This is a genomic window from Aeromonas sp. 82P, assembly GCF_051919365.1.
GTDB classification, from domain to species: Bacteria; Pseudomonadota; Gammaproteobacteria; order Enterobacterales; family Aeromonadaceae; genus Aeromonas; species Aeromonas veronii.
The window spans coordinates 3,977,501-3,996,733 of sequence record NZ_JBQBEV010000001.1 but is presented as its reverse complement, the minus strand read 5'-3'; the positions used below and the strand labels follow the sequence as shown (position 1 = coordinate 3,996,733).

At 60.0% G+C, this 19,233-nt stretch carries 15 protein-coding genes (1 of these 15 running past the window's edge); 8 read left to right on the top strand and 7 right to left on the bottom strand.

Annotated features, from left to right (window positions below; genetic code table 11):
* Positions 1 to 54: 54 nt before the first annotated feature.
* A complete protein-coding gene (locus ACTG2S_RS18170; protein ID WP_274160880.1) occupies positions 55 to 1,008 on the bottom strand; it encodes a LysR family transcriptional regulator in 954 nt (317 codons plus the stop codon).
* Between the two features lie 155 nt (positions 1,009 to 1,163).
* Here ACTG2S_RS18170 and aguA point away from each other — a divergent pair, with 155 nt between their 5' ends.
* Both aguA and ACTG2S_RS18160 read left to right on the top strand, forming a co-directional pair.
* The gene (gene aguA / locus ACTG2S_RS18165) at positions 1,164 to 2,261 is read left to right on the top strand and encodes an agmatine deiminase (RefSeq protein WP_201973491.1); all 1,098 of its coding nucleotides are present in this window, start codon (positions 1,164 to 1,166) and stop codon (positions 2,259 to 2,261) included.
* 137 nt (positions 2,262 to 2,398) lie between these two features.
* A complete protein-coding gene (locus ACTG2S_RS18160) occupies positions 2,399 to 4,102 on the top strand; it encodes an amidase (RefSeq protein WP_274160881.1) in 1,704 nt (567 codons plus the stop codon).
* 231 nt (positions 4,103 to 4,333) lie between these two features.
* Here ACTG2S_RS18160 and ACTG2S_RS18155 read toward each other — a convergent pair whose 3' ends face one another.
* On the bottom strand, positions 4,334 to 5,167 hold the full coding sequence (locus tag ACTG2S_RS18155) for a DUF2971 domain-containing protein (protein ID WP_234916198.1): 834 nt from the start codon (positions 5,165 to 5,167) through the stop codon (positions 4,334 to 4,336).
* Between the two features lie 583 nt (positions 5,168 to 5,750).
* On the opposite strand from ACTG2S_RS18155, the gene cphA reads away from it, so the two are divergent.
* The gene (gene cphA / locus ACTG2S_RS18150; RefSeq protein WP_439983060.1) at positions 5,751 to 6,515 is read left to right on the top strand and encodes a CphA family subclass B2 metallo-beta-lactamase; all 765 of its coding nucleotides are present in this window, start codon (positions 5,751 to 5,753) and stop codon (positions 6,513 to 6,515) included.
* 104 nt (positions 6,516 to 6,619) lie between these two features.
* On the opposite strand, the gene ACTG2S_RS18145 is transcribed toward cphA, so the two are convergent.
* A complete protein-coding gene (locus tag ACTG2S_RS18145; protein ID WP_274161897.1) occupies positions 6,620 to 8,044 on the bottom strand; it encodes a DASS family sodium-coupled anion symporter in 1,425 nt (474 codons plus the stop codon).
* Between the two features lie 288 nt (positions 8,045 to 8,332).
* On the opposite strand from ACTG2S_RS18145, the gene ACTG2S_RS18140 reads away from it, so the two are divergent.
* Positions 8,333 to 9,604, top strand: coding sequence for a hypothetical protein (locus ACTG2S_RS18140; RefSeq protein ID WP_274161896.1), 1,272 nt, complete (start codon positions 8,333 to 8,335; stop codon positions 9,602 to 9,604).
* Positions 9,605 to 9,688: 84 nt separating this feature from the next.
* Here the strand turns inward: ACTG2S_RS18140 and ACTG2S_RS18135 are convergent, their stop codons facing one another.
* The 3 genes from ACTG2S_RS18135 to ACTG2S_RS18125 form a co-directional block, all read right to left on the bottom strand.
* Complete coding sequence (locus ACTG2S_RS18135; protein ID WP_439983058.1) at positions 9,689 to 10,936, bottom strand: DEAD/DEAH box helicase; 1,248 nt, start codon at positions 10,934 to 10,936, stop codon at positions 9,689 to 9,691.
* 97 nt (positions 10,937 to 11,033) lie between these two features.
* A complete protein-coding gene (locus ACTG2S_RS18130) occupies positions 11,034 to 12,533 on the bottom strand; it encodes a GGDEF domain-containing protein (RefSeq protein WP_439983056.1) in 1,500 nt (499 codons plus the stop codon).
* 126 nt (positions 12,534 to 12,659) lie between these two features.
* Positions 12,660 to 13,124 (bottom strand): hypothetical protein, encoded by a 465-nt coding sequence (locus ACTG2S_RS18125; protein ID WP_319919618.1) that lies wholly within the window; start codon positions 13,122 to 13,124, stop codon positions 12,660 to 12,662.
* Positions 13,125 to 13,322: 198 nt separating this feature from the next.
* Between ACTG2S_RS18125 and ACTG2S_RS18120 the strand changes: the two genes are divergently transcribed.
* Both ACTG2S_RS18120 and ACTG2S_RS18115 read left to right on the top strand, forming a co-directional pair.
* Complete coding sequence (locus ACTG2S_RS18120; protein ID WP_429076094.1) at positions 13,323 to 14,231, top strand: SAM hydrolase/SAM-dependent halogenase family protein; 909 nt, start codon at positions 13,323 to 13,325, stop codon at positions 14,229 to 14,231.
* A gap of 191 nt (positions 14,232 to 14,422) precedes the next feature.
* Positions 14,423 to 17,461, top strand: a complete 3,039-nt coding sequence (locus tag ACTG2S_RS18115) for a cytochrome c peroxidase (RefSeq protein WP_274161892.1) — start codon at positions 14,423 to 14,425, stop codon at positions 17,459 to 17,461.
* A gap of 71 nt (positions 17,462 to 17,532) precedes the next feature.
* Here the strand turns inward: ACTG2S_RS18115 and ACTG2S_RS18110 are convergent, their stop codons facing one another.
* A complete protein-coding gene (locus ACTG2S_RS18110) occupies positions 17,533 to 18,093 on the bottom strand; it encodes a gamma carbonic anhydrase family protein (protein WP_005343397.1) in 561 nt (186 codons plus the stop codon).
* A 203-nt stretch (positions 18,094 to 18,296) separates the two neighbouring features.
* Between ACTG2S_RS18110 and ACTG2S_RS18105 the strand changes: the two genes are divergently transcribed.
* Both ACTG2S_RS18105 and ACTG2S_RS18100 read left to right on the top strand, forming a co-directional pair.
* Positions 18,297 to 18,938 (top strand): ribonuclease T2 family protein, encoded by a 642-nt coding sequence (locus ACTG2S_RS18105; protein WP_274161891.1) that lies wholly within the window; start codon positions 18,297 to 18,299, stop codon positions 18,936 to 18,938.
* A gap of 131 nt (positions 18,939 to 19,069) precedes the next feature.
* Positions 19,070 to 19,233: the 5' end (the start) of an NAD(P)H-dependent flavin oxidoreductase gene (locus ACTG2S_RS18100; protein ID WP_274161890.1), read on the top strand. It continues 883 nt past the right edge of the window; only the first 164 of its 1,047 coding nucleotides appear in the window; it begins with the start codon at positions 19,070 to 19,072; the stop codon falls past the right edge of the window.

The window sequence follows — 19,233 nt, the reverse complement described above, 5'->3', positions numbered from 1 at the left end:
GTCTCAGCCCTTCCTCGGCTTTTCCATCAATCTCTGATGCCAGACGCCGCGGCCTCATCTCGGCCCCACCAGCTCTTTCATCAAATCTTTCAGCCATACCAGTGCCGGTTGCTGGGCATGCACGGGGTGCCAGACGCAGTTGAGGTGATAATCCGGCACGTCTGCGGGCAGCGGCAGGCTTTTCAGCGGCCAGTGGGTGGCGAGCAGCTCGGCCACCATGCTGGGCAGCACCAGCAGGTGATCGCTCTGGCTGACGATGGCGGCGGCGGACATATAACTCTGGCTGTTGACCGAGATGGTGCGGCTAAAGCCCTGACTCTTCAGATAGCGGTCGAGGCTCGCCTCCGAGGTGCCAAGGGGCGAGTGGAACACATGGGGCATGGCGATCAGCTGCTGCAAGGTGATGCGCTCCATCCACTGGGAGGGGTCATCCTCGGCGCCGGCGGGGGCCGATTTGGCAATCGGCAGATCGGCGCGCACCAGCCCGGCCAGCGGCTCGGTGAGCCAGGTCTCCTTGCCGAGATACCCCGGCACCTGCATGTACTCGTCAAAGCCCAGCACCAGATCGATCTCGCCGCTCGCCAGCTCGGCTTCGGGCAGGGTATCGCGCAGGATGCGGATCTCGATGGTGACCCCGGGCGCCAGCCGTCTGAGCCGCTGAATAAGCGGCGGGATCAGCACACACTCCACGTAATCTGTGGTGCAGAGCACGAAGCGTCGCTTCGACTGGCTCGGCTCGAACTCTTCTTCCTCGCTGAGCTGCTGCTCCAGCAGCCGCAGCGCCTGCTGCACCCCGAGATGCAGCCGTTGGGCGCGCGGGGTCGGCAGCATCCCCTGCGGGGTGCGCACCAAGAGCGGGTCGCCGAGAAAGGTGCGCAGCCGGTTAAGGGCGTGGCTCATGGCGGGCTGGCTGATAAAGAGCGCTTCGGCGGCGCGGGTGACGCTGCCCTGCGTCATCAGGGCGTCAAAAGCGAGCAGCAGATTGAGGTCGAGCTGGTGCAGTTTCATGGGGGGATTATTCGCCGTGTTTATGGGACAATCCATCCTATTCATTTGATGGATGGGGTCGCAACGTCTTAATCTGCGACCCACTCTTATTTTTCCGGGTTCCCGCGCCGTATCTGGCGTAAACGGGGGCCTCAATCCATGCAAGGAGCCTTGCGATGAGCATCAAGACCATTAACTCCACGCCGGCCGCCGACGGCTTCACCATGCCCGCCGAGTGGGCGCACCAGCAGGCCGTCTGGATGATCTGGCCGTTTCGTCCGGACAACTGGCGCGTAGCTGGTCGCTTCGCGCAAGAGACCTTCGCCAAGGTGGCCGATGCCATCGGTGGCGCGACTCCTGTCTTTATGGGGGTTCCGGCCCAGTTTATGGAGCAGGCCCGCGCCATCATGCCCGCTCACGTCACTCTGGTTGAGATGAACAGCGATGACTGCTGGGCCCGCGATACCGGCCCCACCATCGTTACCAACGCTGCCGGCGAGTGCCGCGGGGTGGATTGGGGCTTCAACGCCTGGGGTGGTCACAAGGGTGGTCTCTACTACCCGTGGAATCAGGATGAAGAGGTCGCTGCCCAGATGCTGGCCCAGCACGGCATGGCTCGCTACGATGCGCCGCTGATCCTGGAAGGGGGCTCCATCCACGTCGATGGCGAAGGCACCTGCCTGACCACCGCCGAGTGCCTGCTCAACGAAAACCGCAACCCGCACCTGACCAAAGCGCAGATCGAAGCGCACCTGCGCGACTATCTGGGCGTCACCAGCTTTATCTGGCTGGACGAAGGCGTCTACATGGATGAAACCGACGGCCACATCGACAACATGTGCTGCTTCGTGCGTCCGGGTGAAGTGGCCCTGCACTGGACTGACGACCAGAACGATCCCCAGTACGCCCGCTCCGTGGCCGCCCTCAAGGTGCTGGAAGCGGCGGTCGATGCCAAGGGTCGCAAGCTGAAAGTGTGGAAGCTGCCCCAGCCGGGCCCGCTGTTCTGCACTGAAGAGGAGTCTGCCGGTGTCGAGAGCGGCAGCGGTGTGCCGCGCGAGGCAGAAGGCCGTCTGGCCGGTTCCTACGTGAACTTCCTGATCACCAACGACCGCATCGTCTACCCGCTGCTGGATGCCGCCACCGATGGCGAAGCCCAGCGCATTCTGGAAGAGATCTTCCCGGAGCACACCGTGATCGGCGTACCGGCCCGCGAGATCCTGCTGGGCGGTGGCAATATTCACTGCATTACTCAGCAAATCCCCTCAGGGAAATAAGAACCTGTTCCAAGCCAGCTGAGGTTGGTATTCAAAACCCCACTCAGTGGGGTTTTATCGCTTGATAGTGTGATGAGCGCCAGCGCAGATGCGGCGATCATCATGATAAACAGTCACCCTTTTACAGGAGATCCTAAATGATCGAAGTGACCGAGGTTTCCATTGCCGAGCTGCGTGCCGCGCTCGAATCAGGCCGCACCACCGCGGTCGAACTGGTCAAGGCCTATCTGGCCCGTATCGAGGCCTACAACGGCCCCGAGACTGCCACCAAACTCAACGCCGTGGTGGTCGCCAATCCCGATGCACTGAAAGAGGCCGAGGCTTCCGATGCCCGCCGCGCCCGTGGCGAGACCCTGGGGCCGCTCGACGGCATCCCCTACACCGCCAAAGACAGCTATCTGGTCAAGGGGCTGACAGCCGCCTCCGGCAGCCCGGCCTTCAAGGATCTGGTGGCCCAACGCGATGCCTTTACCGTTGAGCGGCTGCGCGCCGCCGGTGCCATCTGCCTTGGCAAAACCAATATGCCGCCGATGGCCAATGGCGGTATGCAGCGCGGCGTCTATGGCCGTGCCGAGAGCCCCTACAATGCCGACTACCTGACCGCGCCGTTTGCCTCCGGCTCTTCCAACGGCGCCGGTACCGCCACCGCCGCCAGCTTCTCTGCCTTTGGTCTGGCGGAAGAGACCTGGTCGAGCGGCCGTGGTCCTGCCTCCAACAACGGCCTGTGCGCCTACACCCCGTCCCGTGGCGTCATCTCTGTGCGCGGCAACTGGCCGCTGACCCCGACCATGGATGTGGTGGTGCCCTATGCCCGCACCATGAACGACCTCTTGGAAGTGCTCGACGTGGTAGTGGCTGACGATGCCGATACCCGTGGCGATCTGTGGCGCATGCAGCCCTGGGTGCAGCTGCCCAAGGCGTCCGAAGTGCGTCCGGCTTCCTATCTGGAGCTGGCTGCCAAGGCCGATGCCCTCAAGGGTAAGCGCCTCGGCGTGCCGCGCATGTTTATCAACAAGGATGAACTGGCCGGCACCAGCGAAAATCCCGGCATCGGCGGCCCGACCGGTCAGCGCATCCATACCCGCGAGACCGTGATCGCCCTCTGGGAAGATGCGCGCAAGGCGCTGGAAGCCGCTGGCGCCGAAGTTATCGAAGTGGACTTCCCGCTGGTCTCCAACTGCGAAGGGGATCGACCCGGCGCGCCGACCGTGTTCAATCGCGGCATCGTGAGCCCGGAGTTTCTCAACGACGAGCTGTGGGAGCTATCCGGCTGGGCGTTTGACGACTTCCTGCGCGCCAATGGCGATCCCAAGCTCAACAAGCTGGCCGATGTTGATGGGCCGAAGATCTTCCCCCACGATCCGGGCACCCTGCCTAACCGCGAGGGCGATCTGGCGGCGGGCATGGACGAGTATGTCAATATGGCCAAGCGCGGCATCAAGCGCTTTGACGAGATCCCCACAGTGCCGGACGGCCTGCGCGGTCTGGAGAAGACCCGCAAGCTGGATCTGGAGGACTGGATGGACGGGCTCAAGCTCGACGCCGTGCTGTTCCCGACCGTCGCCGACGTCGCCCCGGCTGATGCGGACGTGAATCCGGCCTCTGCCGATATCGCCTGGAGCAACGGCATCTGGGTGGCCAACGGCAACCTCGCCATTCGCCACCTCGGCGTGCCGACCGTCACCGTCCCCATGGGGGTGATGGCCGATATCGGTATGCCGGTGGGTCTGACCTTCGCCGGTCGCGCCTATGACGACAACAACCTGCTGCGTTTCGCCTCGGCCTTCGAGTCCACCGGCAGCAAGCGTATGGTGCCGCCGCGGACGCCGCCGTTGGGGTGATTGTTGGTGTGAGTTAAATCTCTCGGGTTCATTCTGAGATAATGAAAAAACCACCCGTTATGCGGGTGGTTTTTTATTTTTAGTGCAGGGAGAATTAAAAGCTGACAGTGATTGACTAATTGGCTCAATTTCGGGATGGTTAACGTCCGACAATATTTATATAAATAACGATGAAATACGAATTTCATCCAGCTTTTAAGATAATTGAGCTCTCGATGTTTGTATGGTGTTTCACTTTCTATTATAAATGCGAAAATCTTTATACGAAAGCCAAGGTGTAGAGTTAGAATAACTGATTTGCTCAAATTGAATCCCCTCTTTATATGTGGCCTGGAATACTGAACGTTGATCTTCCTCAGTGGTATCAGTGCCAAAAACGATGCCACTCAAAGCGTTACCAAATTTAAGGAATTGGTTTTCTGTAGAGTCAATATACATTAAGTAGCGGAATTCATTTTCATCTCGCCAATCCAAAGATTTTTCAAAAATCAGTTCGTTGTTGTATTCGTCAATGTGTTGACGAACATACTCTGTTATTCCAATCTCTTTTAGAAGTGGATAGTTCAAAGTGTAAGGGCTCTTAAATATATCCCCTTTCAATAAAGTGTTTTTGTATTTAATGTCACTTGCATATAAATCTGCTATAGAGCTATATTGTTCTTTTAACAGAGTTTCAATGCGTTGCCTATCAAATATTAGACAGACCCCCTTATGATTATCCCCATATTGAGCCCACATTCTTGGTTTTGCAAAGCCTCTAAGGTATATATCATTCAGGAAATCTTTTCCTAAATGTGGCATGTCTTTTGTAAAGCAAAGAACCTTACATTTTGTTTTTATCTCGTTTGATATTTCTTGCCATAACTCTATTGATTCATCATGAGAAGGCGAGATGTTTTCTAAAATATGGAAATCAAATTTCCAATTTTTTGACTCCTTGGGATCATTGGTTCCTCGTAGGGAGTTAAACATTAGTGTTTTATTTTTCAGAATGTAATTTATAGCTGTGTGAGTGCTAGTGTAGTGATACAAGTACTTATTATGCTCTCTCAAATGTTGAAACATATACAGCCTTTCGAGTTACAAATATTGTTTAATGAAGGGGATTATAATGCAGGAATGATGCAGGGCAGTAGATTAGAGATGCGGATTCTGACGATCGCGAACAGGTCGTGGCCGAGAGGCTGCTGATATCTGGAATTTATTAGCGGTCTTGCCATGACTCGGTGCGTGGCGGTATGCGGACGATTACGCTGCGCTAATCGACCCTACATGATGTGGCTTATTGTTACCTCCCCCTCATCCCCAGCCCTTCTCCCGCAAGGGGAGAAGGGAGCAAATAGGCTCCGCTGATTGTGCTTTACGTACGAGGTTCGGGTGGGGATGAGAGTTTGGAATTGGCACGGGCCTAACCCTCTCCCTCGGGAGAGGGTTAGGGTGAGGGGCCGCTATCTGTGTTACAGGTTCGAATGGCGCAGCGTATTCGGACGTTCGCGAATAGTGGGTCGCTGCAGATTGATCCTGACTTCACTCAGACTTCACACAACCTCATTTTCCCCTCACAAATCCCCCGTATCTTCTGCTCACTGCTTAAAAGGCCCGGCTTGCCACAGGGGTGGCGAGGGGGCGATTGGTTCGAGGGAGCAAGATGATGAAAGGTTGGATGAAATGCGGGTTGGCCGGAGCCGTGGTGCTGATGGCGAGTTTCTGGGGCGGCAGCGTGCGGGCGGCGGGGATCTCCCTCAAGCAGGTGAGCGGCCCTGTCTATGTGGTGGAGGACAACTACTACGTCAAAGAGAACTCCATGGTCTATTTCGGGGCCAAGGGGGTGACGGTGGTGGGGGCGACCTGGACGCCGGATACCGCCCGCGAGTTGCACAAGCTGATCAAACGGGTCAGCAGCAAGCCGGTGCTGGAGGTGATCAACACCAACTACCACACCGATCGGGCGGGCGGTAACGCCTACTGGAAGTCCATCGGGGCCAAGGTGGTGGCGACGCGCCAGACCCGGGATCTGATGAAGAGCGACTGGGCCGAGATTGTCGCCTTTACCCGCAAGGGGCTGCCGGAGTATCCGGATCTGCCGCTGGTGTTGCCCAACGTGGTGCACGATGGCGACTTCACCGTGCAAGAGGGCAAGGTGCGCGCCTTCTACGCGGGCCCGGCCCACACGCCGGACGGCATCTTTGTCTACTTCCCCGACGAGCAGGTGCTCTATGGCAACTGCATCCTCAAGGAGAAGCTGGGCAACCTGAGCTTTGCCAATGTGAAGGAGTATCCGCAGACCATCGAGCGGCTCAAGGCGATGAAGCTGCCGATCAAGACGGTGATCGGCGGTCACGACTCACCGCTGCACGGCCCCGAGCTGATTGATCACTACGAGGAGTTGATCAAGGCGGCGCCCCAGAGCTGACCCGCGCTGTTTTTAACAATGCCGCAGCTTGTGGCAAGCGCAGCGCCGGTATGGACGCTGCACACCCTCTATGCAAAAGGGCCCGTTACGGGCCCTTTTTGTTATCAGATCAGCCACTGCCACCAGGTGAGGCCAATGCTCATCACCACGGCAAAGCCCACGATGGCGATCACCAGACCGATGCGCATCCACTCTGCGCTGGTGTGATAGCCCATCCCCATCAGCAGCGGGATGCGGGCGTGGGAGTAGGTGGCGAGGTTGCAGCCGACGTTGGTGATGGCGGCGATGCTGAAGATGGCGAGCTCGGCAGGCACGCCGACCGCCAGCAGGGCCCCGGCAATCACCGGTGCCAGCGCCACCACCTTGGCGGTGGCCGAGGCGAAGGCGTAGGAGGTAAAGAGGTAGAGCCCCATCACCACCAGCAGCATGGGAATGGTGCCGAGCCCGCCGAGGGTGCTGTGCATAAAGCCGGAGAGTTCATCCCCCAGCCAGCCGGTAAAGCCGACCCGTTTCAGGTTGTCGGCCATCCCCATCAGCACGCTGAACCAGATCAGGGTATCGAAGGCGGCGCTGTTGCCCTTCGCATCGTTCCAGTTCAGCACCCCGAGCAGCAGCAGGGCGGCCAGACCGAGAAAGGCGACCGTGGTGGCATCCAGCCCCAGATTGCTGCCGCCGACCCAGAGCACCACCAGACCGACAAAGACCCCGAGCAGGCTTTTCTCATGGCGGGAGAGGGGGCCCATTTTGGCCAGCTCCTCGCGGGCGAAGCGGGGGGCATCCGGCGTGTCGCGGGTCTCGGGGCGGATCACCATATAGAGCACCAGCGGCATGATCAGCAGCAGACCGATGGCGGGCGGCAGCAGATAGAGCGCCCATTCGCGAAAGCCGACCGTGAGCCCGGCGACGCTGGCGGCAATGCCGACCAGCGCCAGATTGCCGGCAAAGCCGGTGCTGAAGGCGACCGCCGAGGCGTCGTTCATGGCGCTGACGCTGGAGAGCAGGAACTGCCCCAGCTTGCGGTCATCCTTGTTGATGGTCTTGGCCAGCGAGTCGGCAATGGGGGCGACGATGGCGGCGCGGGCCGTGTTGCTCGGGGTGGCGGGGGCCAGAATAAAGTCGGCAACCGCCAGACAGTAGGCGGAGCGCAGGGTGGACTGGCCAAAGCGGCTGAGCAGCAGCAGGGCGATCCGCTTGCCAAGGCCGGTCTTGGCAAAGGCGCTGGCAATCATGAAGGCGATGACGATAAGCCAGATCAGCGGGTGGTTGAAGTCGACCAGCGCCCCTTCGATGGCCGCCTTGGGGGTCGCTTCGCCACCGGCATGGAGCACGGCGTAGAGCCCGAGGGAGAGGATGGCGATATAGCCGGTCGGCGCTATGTTGGTGACGATGACCAGAATGGTGGCGATAAACAGAATGGCGGTGTGGTAGGCCGCCGGTGCCAGTCCGGCTGGGGCTGGCAGCTGCCAGCAGACGATAGCCAGCAGCACGGTCACGAGTGCGGCGAGCTGGGCGAGAGTGAGTTTGTTCATAAGATTCCTGTCCGGAATGAGTGGGGAGGGAGCGATTGAGGCCGCTTCGGCCCTACTATAAGAGGGGTAATGGTGGATGCCAAATCCATCAATTACACCAAATGAGTATTCGATTAATTGCGGCTGTTTTTAACGGCGTCTTTGGCTTTGTGAGCTCGGGTTGATGAAGGGGGGTGAGTGAAGGAGTCGTTGCGACCTGGGGGGCTGGCGGGATTAAGGCTGTTCAAGGGGGCGGGGCTTTCATAAGATGGCCCTCTCTCTTTTCCCTGAAAGTTATCCATTTTCGTTATGCAATACGCCTCTCTCGCGCGCCTCAAGCAGGCCTTTATCACCGGGATGTGGGCCTCGCTGGTCAGCATCATTATCGGCTTCGCCTTCAAGGTGTGGCTGGCGCAGTGGGTCGCCAAGGGGGAGCTGGCGCTGTTCAACAGCGTGGTGGATTTGATCTCCCTCTCCTTTATTCTGATGACAGGTTTTCGCTCCTCCATGGTGGTGAGCTACTCCCAGACCAAGAACGATCGGGACATCATCAATATCTTCCGCTACTTCCTCATCGGCATCGTGCTGCTCACCTGGGGGGCGGTGATCCCCTATATCAAGCACGGGCTCCATATCCGGGTGGAGTATCTGCAACTGGTGGGGGTCATCTTCGGGCTGGGGCTCAAGGTCTACTTCACCAATCTGGTGGCCATGTACCGGATGTATGCGCTCTCCAACCGAGTCACCTGGCTGGAGCCGCTGGCCAACGGTCTGCTGTTTATGGCCTGCTATTTCGGGCTGGGGATGGATGCGCTTGCCTCGCTCTTCTACGGGCTGACCTTCTCGTCGCTCGCCATCGCCGGTTATATGTATGTTTCGCGCCGCCGGGCCATCGCCACCAAGCCGCTCGCCAAGGTGGCGCTCGGCCCCGAGATGGTGAGCTATGTGAAGAAGAGCTTTACCGCCTCGCTGGAGGCGGGGGCCAGTATCCTGATGATCTACATCACTGTGCTGCTCACCATCCGCCACTTCAGCATCGACGAGCTGGGGGATTTTCAGGTGGTGGTGCGCCCCATCTTCACCTATATGACCACCCTGTTTGTCTTCCCCATCTACCGCTTTGTGCTGCCGGAGCTGGCGGTCAATCTGCGCAATGGCGATCATCGCCAGATAAGGCTTATTCGCCGCTGGATCTTCCGCCTCTCCGCCATCGTCAGTCTGGCCTTCTTTGGCTTGATGCTGCTGGCGGGCAAGCCGCTGGTGTTGCTGTTCTTCCCCGCCGACTACGTGGGGGCGGTGCCTGTACTGTTCCACTTCTCCATCTTCTTCATCTTTATGATGCTTAACGGTTATCAGCTCGCCTATATCAAGGCTCACGGTCACTTTACCCGGAGTTTGTTGATCCGGCTGGCGGGCATAGTGGCGCTGGTCGCCGCCTACTATCTGGTAGCCGAGTTCACCGCCAACGTGGTGGCGATTATCGTGGCGCTGGGGCTCGGCTATATGGTGATGTTTATTCTCTCGACCCTGGCGGAGCGGCAGATCTTGCGATCCCTGCCACTGGTGCTGGCGACCCGTTAGGGGGTTACTCGCCAAGAGCTGGCCCCTGTCAGATAACAAAAAACGCCCATGCGGGCGTTTTTTTATTGGCGGTGCAGGGCAAGCTTAACGCTTGCCCTTGCCACCCTTGTTGCCAGCGAGCGCCTGCTTTCTGGCGCGCTGCTTCTGGGCCGCCTTGCTGTTGCGGCGCGGCTCGGGCTCGAAGCGGGTGAGATCCGGCTCAAAGCCCGGGAACCACTGCTGGGGCAAACGGGTGTCGAGCACAGCTTCCACCTTCTCCAGCAGCGGCGCATCTTCCGGGCTGAACAGGGTAATGGCGAGCCCCTTGTTGCCGGCACGGCCGGTGCGACCGATACGGTGGACGTAATCCTCAGCCACAAACGGGAATTCGAGGTTAATCACATAGTTGAGATCCGTGATATCGAGGCCGCGGGCCGCCACGTCGGTGGCGACCAGCGCCTGCAGGGTGCCGGCGCGAAACTCCTGCAGCACTTTTTCACGCGCGCTTTGCGACAGATCGCCGTGGAAGGCCAGCGCATTGATGCCCGCCTTGCCAAGCTGCTGGGCCAGTTTGTCAGCACCTTGGCGGGTGCGGCTGAAGATGAGTGCCGGTGCCCACCCTTTCACTTTCAGCATATGTTCGACCAGCGCCAGCTTGCGATCGCTGTCCACCGTATAAACCCGCTGCTCCACCTCGGCCGCCGTGGTGTTGCGAGGCGCCACTTCAATCAGCTCGGGGTCGCGTAGCAGCACCTTGCTCAAGGCAAACAGGTTGTCGTCGCAGGTGGCGGAGAAGAGCAGGGTCTGGCGATCCACCGGGATCTGTTTGAGCAGCGCGGTGATCTCGTCCATAAAGCCCATGTCGAGCATGCGATCCGCTTCGTCAAACACCAGATGGCGCAGGCTATCCAGGCTCAAGGCCCCCTGACGCAGATGGTCGAGCAGACGGCCCGGGGTGGCGATCAGCAGATCCACGCCGTTTTTCAGCGCATCTACCTGAGCCGCGATGCTCACCCCGCCGTAGACTTGCGTGCTGGTGAGACCGGTGCCCTGGCCGTAGCGCGCCACGCTCTCGGCGACCTGCACCGCCAGCTCGCGGGTCGGCACCAGCACCAGCGCGCGGATCGGGCGGGGCTCTGCTTGTGGCTGTTGTAGCAACTGCTCCAGCAGCGGCAGCACAAAGGCGGCGGTCTTGCCGGTGCCGGTCTGGGCCCCCGCCATCAGATCCCGCCCCGCCAGAATGACCGGGATGGCGCGAGCCTGAATGGGGGTCGGTGCGGCATAGCCCAGTTCGATCAGGGTCTGCTGCAAGCGGGGGGAGAGGGCCAGTTCGGCAAAGGAGGCTGTGGACATAGGGGCACCAGTCGGGGTTATCGCGGCCTGCGGCCACGATGCAGTGAGTGATCGTGGCCGCGATGGTAACAGAAGCAGGGGGAGCGGCAGAAGGCGGCTATGCCTCTTCGTCGTCCGGCAACGGGCGGATCAGCCGGATCTTTTTGCCCTCGTAGCAGGCAATGTTGTGCTTGCCGTGCTGTTTGACGTGGTAGAGCAGCTCATCGGCCAGATGCACCGCCTCGGTGACGGTGAGGTAGTCTCGAATGCGGATCACCCCGGCGGAGAAGGTGATGGGGGTGGGCAGCTCGGGGATCCCCAATGGCCGATCCAGCAGGCGACCAGCGGAGTGGATCATCATCTCGTCATCCTCCATCCCCTTGAACAGCACGATAAACTCCTCGCCGCCCCAACGGATGGCGCTGTCCACCTTGCGGATATTGCTTCTGAGATGGCGGGCAAAGGCGACCAGTGCCAGATCCCCGACGCCATGGCCATAGGTGTCGTTGATCGATTTGAAGTTGTCGATATCGAGGATCATCAGGTAGTCGTGCTCGTGGAGCAGACTCTGGCAGAGCACATCCCGGCGTGGCAGTCGGGTCAGGTGGTCGGTGTGCGCCACGGTGCGCAGCCGCAGGTAGATCTGCTTCCAGGCCACCATGCCCATCAACAGCACGATGAGGTAGACCTTGAAGGCCGCACTTTGCAGGGCCAGCTTGACGAAATCGAACCAGCTGTAGGACCACTTCAGATAGAGATCATCCCCCGCCTTGGTGCGCATAAAGGGTTTGCTCAGGCAGAGATGCCTCGGGCGGCAGGGCTCGGCGGCTTCAAACGATATGTTGGTGCGGGTCGGGTTGATGGTGTCGAAGGGGCGCAGCACATCGTTAAATGCTTCATCGACGGCGATGTCGATACCGAGCAGTCCGTATTTGTAACCGCCGCGCCCCGACTGATGAATGAAGGGGAAGTACATCACTATGGTGTTGCGCATGCTGAAGCTGTCGATCTCGATATCGGAGACAAAGGCCTCATCGGCGCTGCACAAAGGGCGGCCGGGGGCAAAGCTGGCGCAACCGAAGTAGTGATACCAGGCGGGTAGGGTCATCAGATCCACCTTGATCGGCGCCAGTCTGGCGGGCAGCACATTGTTGTCGGCCACCATGCCGATCAGCCGGTAGTCATTCCAGATGGTGTAGATATTGATCACCTCCGGGTAGGAGAGGGCATAGCGGAAGGTGTTGAGGATGTTGGCGGCCGGGTATTGCAGCGGAATATCGGCAAAGCGGTATTTGCTTTTGAGGTCATACCCGTAGAGATAGTCGCTGCCGACGCTATTCGGGGGCGGTGGCTGATCGAGCAGATGGTGTTGTGCCAGATAGCTGGTGATGTTCTCCACCTTGAGGATCTTGGCCCGTTGGTAGAAGACCTCGAACACGTTCTTCTGTCTGGCGGTGATGAGATCCATGTCGTGCTGGATAGTGAGATAGGTGTAGTAGAAGACAGTGCCCAACCCGGTCAGGGCGAGCAGGGCCAATCCGGCCACTTTGACGATGAACTGGCGAGCAAACGCCGGTGGCCAGCGCAAGGCTGGGGGGTTACCTGAAAATAAGGTCATAGGTGTCTGGGTGCAGTACCGATAGGGGCGCGGGCGCCATACGGGCAAAGTATACGCGAATGAAATCCCGACAGGATCCACCGACAAACCTTGCCAGAAGCTGAAGCCCTCACCACTTATTTATCCCTACTCCACGATCAGCACGCTCTCGCTGGCCAGATGGTGCAGCCACTCCCTGACGATCAGCAGCACGGCGGCAAAGTGCTCGTCGCGGGGCAGCAAGCTGGCGGCGAGAGGATCCCCTTCCGCCATCGCGGCCAGCTGGCCAAAGGCTTGCTCCACCAGATCCCGGTCGATCTGGTTGTCCCCCAGCGCTTCGGCCAGTGATGGCTGGCTGCGCAGGGTCAGCTGCAAGCCGGGCGGGATCTGCGGGGCGATGCGCATCAGCTCATCTTCCACCACCATGATGGCCCGCTCCAGTTCGAGCGGGGTGGGTGGCGCATTGCGAAACGGCCCGGGCTGGATGGCGTGGGTGCCAAAGGCCAGCGGGTAGTGTGACGGGGCCGCATCTGGCTGGCTCAGCCAGAGTTGGCTGCTCTGTTCACCAATCTCCAGCAGCAGGGTCATCATCTCCGGTTCGGGTTGTGTCATGGTGCTGAGCTCCTGTATTGTAAACGTTTTCCCATTCTGCCTTTGATACCCCCGCCGCCGACGTTTGGCGAGCACAATTTCTGCGAGTCGTCCCTCACTTTGTGGCAAACCCCTTGCAAAAAAATCCATTGGTGGCAGTTTAGATGTCTAAATGGCTGTCGCCGTTTCGTTATCCTCAGATGATTCAGGAGTTCAGATATGGATATTCGCACCGCTCCCCGCGCCATCGCGCTCGCCCTCATGCTGTCAAGCGGCATCGCCGCCGCCAACGAAGCGCTGGTGATCCAGACCGATTTCGGCCTCAAAGATGGTGCCGTATCGGCAATGAAGGGGGTTGCCTTCGGGGTGGATCGCACCCTGCCGCTCTATGACCTGACCCACGAGATCCCGGCTTACAACATCTGGGAAGCCTCCTACCGCCTCTACCAGACCTTGCAGTATTGGCCCAAGGGCACAGTGTTTGTCAGCGTGGTTGATCCCGGTGTCGGCACCGAGCGCAAATCAGTAGTGCTCAAGACCAGGAGCGGCCAATACATCGTGACCCCGGACAACGGCACCCTGACCCTGGTGGCCGAGCACTTTGGTATCGAGGCAGTGCGCCAGATTGACGAGAAACTCAATCGCCTCAAGGGTTCCGAGAAGTCCTACACCTTCCACGGCCGCGATGTGTACGCCTATACTGGCGCACGGCTCGCCTCCGGTGCCATCAGCTATGAGCAGGTTGGCCCGCTGCTGCCCGCCGAAGTGGTGAAGATCCCCTATCAGCCTGCGGTCGCCGAGAAAGATGGCACCCTCAAGGGCACCATCCCGATCCTCGATGTGCAGTACGGCAACGTCTGGACCAATATCGACGATGCCCTGCTGACCAAGGCGGGGATCAACAAGGGGGATAACGCCTGCATCAAGATCCGCGAAGGGGATGTGGTCAAATATGACGGCAAGGCCCCTTACGTCAGCAGCTTCGGTGACGTGCCGGAAGGTCAGCCGCTGGTCTACCTCAACAGCCTGCTGCAGGTGTCGGTGGCACTGAACATGGACAGCTTTGCCGCCAAGCATCAGGTGCAATCCGGTGCCAACTGGCATATCAGCCTGAAGAAGTGCTCCTGAAGATTGTCGGGCTTTCGACAAGCGGGTTTGAAGCAAGAGAGGGCAGCCAAAGAGGCTGCCCTCTCTCATCGGGTGGTAAGGCGTTGCTGATAAGAAGTTGTTGTCAAAAAGCATATTAATTGAATGCAATTGATAATGATTGGTATTTGGCTGGATAATCGCGCACTTGTCTGACCACTCAACCATACCGAATGAAAACCAGCCTTTTACTGCTCAGCCTGCTGGCTCTGACCGCATGCAATGACAATCACAGCAATACGTCTGTGGCCCCCTCACCCGAGGTGACCCCACCGGTCGTCAAGCCGACCGAACCGCCCATCACGCCGCCAACAGTGCCGCCGGAAACTCATACCCGGGTTCCTCTGACCATTGAGGTCAATGTGGCTGATCGACTGGGGGCGGGAGCACAGCTTGAGGTGAGACAGGTCGCCACCGGGATCCGCGTGCAACAGGCCATCGAACCGGGCCAGCTTGCCCGCATCACCTTGCCTGAAGGTCTGCAACTGGATCAGCCGCTGGAGCTGCTTGGCAGCGACGAGGGCTATCTGCTGCGAGCGGTATCGGTGCGGGTGGCGGATCTCTCGGCCGGGATCACTCTGGCGCGCCGCAACAGCGTGCCGCGGCTGGGATTGAACGAGGAGGAGACGGCGCTCTTCCTGCTGGCGGATCAGAGCGGAGATGGCTCCCTCAGTCAGGCCGAGTGGGGCAGGGCAGAGGAGATCCGCGTGCAGCAACAGGTGGCCATTGAGGATTACGCTGCCTTCCTGCTGGCCCAGCGCCAGCCGGGCGCTGTGCTCGACTATGCCGACAGTTGGCAGATGCTGTTGGCCCTGCGCGATGACAAGCAGGCGCGCAGCTGGTATCAGCGCAGCAACAGTGCCCAGATCCAGTCCGCCCGCACCCAGCTCTATCCCGCCAACCCCAGCCAGCCGGACGAGCCGGAGACGGCAGATCTGCTGCGCCTCGATGAGCAGGGGCAGCTGGTGGTGCGTGGCCCCTGGCAGTGCCTGCACGATGTGCGCCCAGTCGGCGGGGTCAAGGGCAGCCAGTACTGGCTTTATGGCAGTGACACCAGTGCGTTGGCGGTTGCCAGCCAGCCACAACTGGCTGCGGGGCTGACCGCTTGCGGCCGCAGCGACTGGCGCCTGCCGACCCTCACCGAGTTCGAGAGATTGCTGAGCAGTGACAAGTCGGCATGGCGCTATCCCAATACCTTTGCTGTTGGCCTGCCCGCCCAGATCTGGCTGCAGGATGGTGCGGGTCAACCTAGTCTCTATCAACTTGCGACCCGAACCTGGCTGGATGAGGGGGAGGGGAGTCTGCTCTGGTATGCGCTGGCACCCTATCCGGTGCGACCCTCCGTGGTGCGCGACAGCAGCAAGCCGGACATGGCGGTTCTGCGCGCCCAGTACAGCGGCGCGTCAGCCCAATGGCCCGCCGCCCGGGTGGATGACGGGGTGGAATGGCAGGAGCTGGGGCCGCTGCCGGCGGTTCCCTTTCCGGCCGACAACCCCTATAGCCGGGCCAAGGTGGTGCTGGGTCAGCAGCTATTTTTCGACAAACAGCTCTCCAAGGGGCGGGATATCAGCTGTGCCAGTTGCCACGATCCGCAAAAGGGGTGGAGCGACGGCCTGAGCGTCTCGGTCGGTCATCTGGGCCAGAAGGGGAATCGCAACGCTCCTTCCATCCTCAACAGCGCCTTCAGCTCGACCCAGTTCTGGGATGGGCGGGTCGCCACGCTGGAGGAGCAGTCGCTTCACCCGATCCAGAACCCCATCGAAATGGCGCTGAGTCATGACGAACTGCTGGCCCGCTTGCAGGCCAGCCCCGACTATCAGGCTGCTTTTGCCACCGCCTTTGGCGATCAGGGGATTACGCTGGAGCGGATCGCCAAGGCGATCGCCACCTTCGAACGCACCATCATCAGCCGAGACAGCGATTTTGAGCGCTTCGTCAAAGGGGATAGTCAGGCACTCAGTGACAAGGCGCTGTGGGGGATGCACCTCTACCGCACCGATGGCCGCTGCATGAACTGCCACTCCGGCCCGCTGTTGAGTCAGTACGGGTTCGAGAGTGTGGGGCTCACCTATTACGGTCGTGGCAAGCTGGAAGATCGCGGGCGCTTCCTGCAGACACGCAATAAGGCAGATATCGGTCGCTTCAAGACCCCCAGCTTGCGGGACGTCGCCTTTACCGGCCCCTATATGCACAACGGCATCTTCCCGATCCTGACCCAGCGTATCGGCAGCTCGGTGCAGGGGGTGGTGGCCATGTACAACTTTGGCGTGACCAAGTGGAGCAGCGGGGTCGGCTTCCCGACCGGTGCGGATCAATATGATCCCTTCTTCCCCAAAGCCTCCGATCACCTGCATGCCCTTGGCCTCAGCAATGACGAGCTGGATGCCATCGGCGAGTTTTTGCGCAGCGCATCGGCCGAGCCGCGCCGCACTCCGGCCACGGTTGCTGAGCTAGGGGTGAGTGAGGTGGATGACCCTACTCCGGTGGGAGCCGTGATCACCGGATTGGCGGTACTGCCTGCCCAGCCTCAGCTGGAAATGGGGCGGACGTTTCCTCTGCAACTGCAGTGGCAACTGAGCGATGGCTCTCTCGGCCCGCTCGATGGGCCTGTTGAGTGGCGCAGCGAACAGCCGGAGTTCGCCACCGTGAGTCCGCAGGGCGAGGTGCGCGGTGTGGCGGTCGGTACGGCACGACTGGTGGTGACCACGGCTCGTCACACGTTGAACGTGACGGTGCAGGTGGTCGATGCCCAGCCCGATTTTGCCCGGGGCTGTCGTCAACCCGAGCTGGTGGCGGGCAAGCTTGCCTTTGTCTGCCAGTTGACCAGGGACGAGGCGGATCGTCTGTCCATCTCCTATGACGGTGTGAGCAGTGACAGCGATGGCGACTACAATCCCTTCCCGCTGGAGTATGTGACCATGGGTCAGGCGCGGGCGCGGGATTACTGCCAGCAGCAGGTGGCGCGCGGTCATGATGACTGGCGTCTGCCGACCCGGGCCGAGCTGGAGGTGCTGTTTGCCGCCTACAACAAGGATGGCGCGACGGATCAGTTGCTCCAGCAGCAGGGGTGGCCGCTCTACAACCGCTACTGGAGCAGCGATGCGACTGCCAATGACGATGGTGAGCTGCCGTTGCTCGACCTGAGCACTGGTGATCCGCTGTGGGATCTGGCGGATGAGGCTCATGCAGCCATCTGCGTCAGGGCCATCTAGCCTTCATAGATAGTCAGATGAAAAACGGGCGCCTCGGCGCCCGTTTTGTTCTCTGGTAATAAAGAAAGGGATCAGAACTCGTTGGAGAGCGCCTTGTACCCTTTGACCAGATCGATATTGGTATGGGCCACGTCTTCGGAGAATTCGGCGGCATCCACTGAAACCCGCGGAATATGGGTCAGATCGCTCTGCTGGTTGATGCGGGTGGTGGAGGGGACGTAGAACTCCGGCGGCAGATCGCAGCCATCGATCACCGAGTTGTGACGCACCACGGCACCATCGCCGATATGGCAGTTGAACAGCACGCTGTTGAAGCCGATAAAGACCCGGTTCCCCACTTCGCATGGCCCGTGGACGATGGAGCGGTGGGCGATGGAGGTGTACTCGCCGATGGTGACGGCGGCACCGGATTTGGAGTGGATCACCACTCCATCCTGAATATTGGAGTTGGCGCCGATGACGATGGGTTCCATCTCGCCGTTGGCATCCACTTCGTCGGCGCGGATCACCGCATAGGGGCCGACAAAGACATTCTCTTTGATGATCACCTTGCCGCAGATGATGGCGGTCTTGTCGATATAGGCGGATTCGTCGATGACAGGCAGATGGCCGGAGGGATTCTTGCGGATCATGTTACATCCTGTGGTTGCCAAGAGGGATTATCTGGTGGTGGACGAGGAGCCTACCGGTCGGTCAGCTTACCCCTGCTCGCCCTCTGGTGAAACCCCTGACTGGTCTGACCCTTGTCGTATGCCGTTTCGGCATGGCTGTTTCCGGTCGCCAGAATATGGGAGCATGGCTGTTATCCCGAGTCGCGTTAGATGGACATATAAAGATGAAGAAGATGATTGCCCTGTTGGCGGGTGGTTTATTGCTCTCCTCGGCCGTGCAGGCCAAAGGGGAGGCGGGGGAGTTTGACTATTACGCCATGGCGCTCTCCTGGTCGCCCGAGCATTGCGCCGTCAAACCGGCGGATCGGGACCAGTGTTCCCGCAAGCTGGGGTTCGTGCTGCATGGTCTTTGGCCCCAGTACGATCGCGGTTATCCCAGCAGCTGCACCCGCGAACGGCTCAATCCCGATATGGAGAGCGAGTTTGCCGACCTCTACCCCAGCCGTTTCCTCTATCGCCATGAGTGGGAGAAGCACGGTACCTGCTCCGGTTTGAGCCAGCAGGCCTTCCATCAGCTGGCGAGCGATCTGCGCCAGAAGGTGAAGATCCCGGCGGCTTATCAATCCCCGGAAGAGCCTCTGCGCAAAACCAGTTTCCAGCTCAAGGCCGATCTGGCGAGCGCCAACCAGTGGCTGGCTCCCGACAACATCACGGTGGCTTGCGCCGATGGTGGCCGCTTCCTGCGGGAGATCTACATCTGCGTCAATAAAGAGGGGACGGATGCGGTCACCTGCTCCGCCGAGATGCAAAAGCGTGAGCGTCGCTCCTGTGGTCAGCCGGATTTCCTGCTGCGCAGCGTGCGTTAAGCCTCCACTCTCTTCATCGGGCCCCTTGCGGGCCTGATGTGTAACCACGGTTATCAGAAAGGAGTCTGACAGATGGATGGCAACAACCGGTTTGGCCCGCAAGAGCGGGCAATGCTGCTCGGGGTGAACGGATGAGCCTGTTTGCCGAGCTGGGGATGCGTTATCCCATTATTCAGGCACCGATGGCCGGTGTGCAGGGCAGCTATCTGGCGCTGGCCGTGACCCGTGCGGGCGGCTTGGGCTCCTTGCCTGCCGCCATGCTCACATCAGCGGAACTGCGCAGCGAACTGGGGCG

Coding starts and splice junctions, on each gene's coding strand:
- ACTG2S_RS18170 (WP_274160880.1), bottom strand. CDS start 1,008: ATGAAACTGCACCAGCTCGACCTCAATCTGCTGCTCGCTTTTGACGCC.
- aguA (WP_201973491.1), top strand. CDS start 1,164: ATGAGCATCAAGACCATTAACTCCACGCCGGCCGCCGACGGCTTCACC.
- ACTG2S_RS18160 (WP_274160881.1), top strand. CDS start 2,399: ATGATCGAAGTGACCGAGGTTTCCATTGCCGAGCTGCGTGCCGCGCTC.
- ACTG2S_RS18155 (WP_234916198.1), bottom strand. CDS start 5,167: ATGTTTCAACATTTGAGAGAGCATAATAAGTACTTGTATCACTACACT.
- cphA (WP_439983060.1), top strand. CDS start 5,751: ATGATGAAAGGTTGGATGAAATGCGGGTTGGCCGGAGCCGTGGTGCTG.
- ACTG2S_RS18145 (WP_274161897.1), bottom strand. CDS start 8,044: ATGAACAAACTCACTCTCGCCCAGCTCGCCGCACTCGTGACCGTGCTG.
- ACTG2S_RS18140 (WP_274161896.1), top strand. CDS start 8,333: ATGCAATACGCCTCTCTCGCGCGCCTCAAGCAGGCCTTTATCACCGGG.
- ACTG2S_RS18135 (WP_439983058.1), bottom strand. CDS start 10,936: ATGTCCACAGCCTCCTTTGCCGAACTGGCCCTCTCCCCCCGCTTGCAG.
- ACTG2S_RS18130 (WP_439983056.1), bottom strand. CDS start 12,533: ATGACCTTATTTTCAGGTAACCCCCCAGCCTTGCGCTGGCCACCGGCG.
- ACTG2S_RS18125 (WP_319919618.1), bottom strand. CDS start 13,124: ATGACACAACCCGAACCGGAGATGATGACCCTGCTGCTGGAGATTGGT.
- ACTG2S_RS18120 (WP_429076094.1), top strand. CDS start 13,323: ATGGATATTCGCACCGCTCCCCGCGCCATCGCGCTCGCCCTCATGCTG.
- ACTG2S_RS18115 (WP_274161892.1), top strand. CDS start 14,423: ATGAAAACCAGCCTTTTACTGCTCAGCCTGCTGGCTCTGACCGCATGC.
- ACTG2S_RS18110 (WP_005343397.1), bottom strand. CDS start 18,093: ATGATCCGCAAGAATCCCTCCGGCCATCTGCCTGTCATCGACGAATCC.
- ACTG2S_RS18105 (WP_274161891.1), top strand. CDS start 18,297: ATGAAGAAGATGATTGCCCTGTTGGCGGGTGGTTTATTGCTCTCCTCG.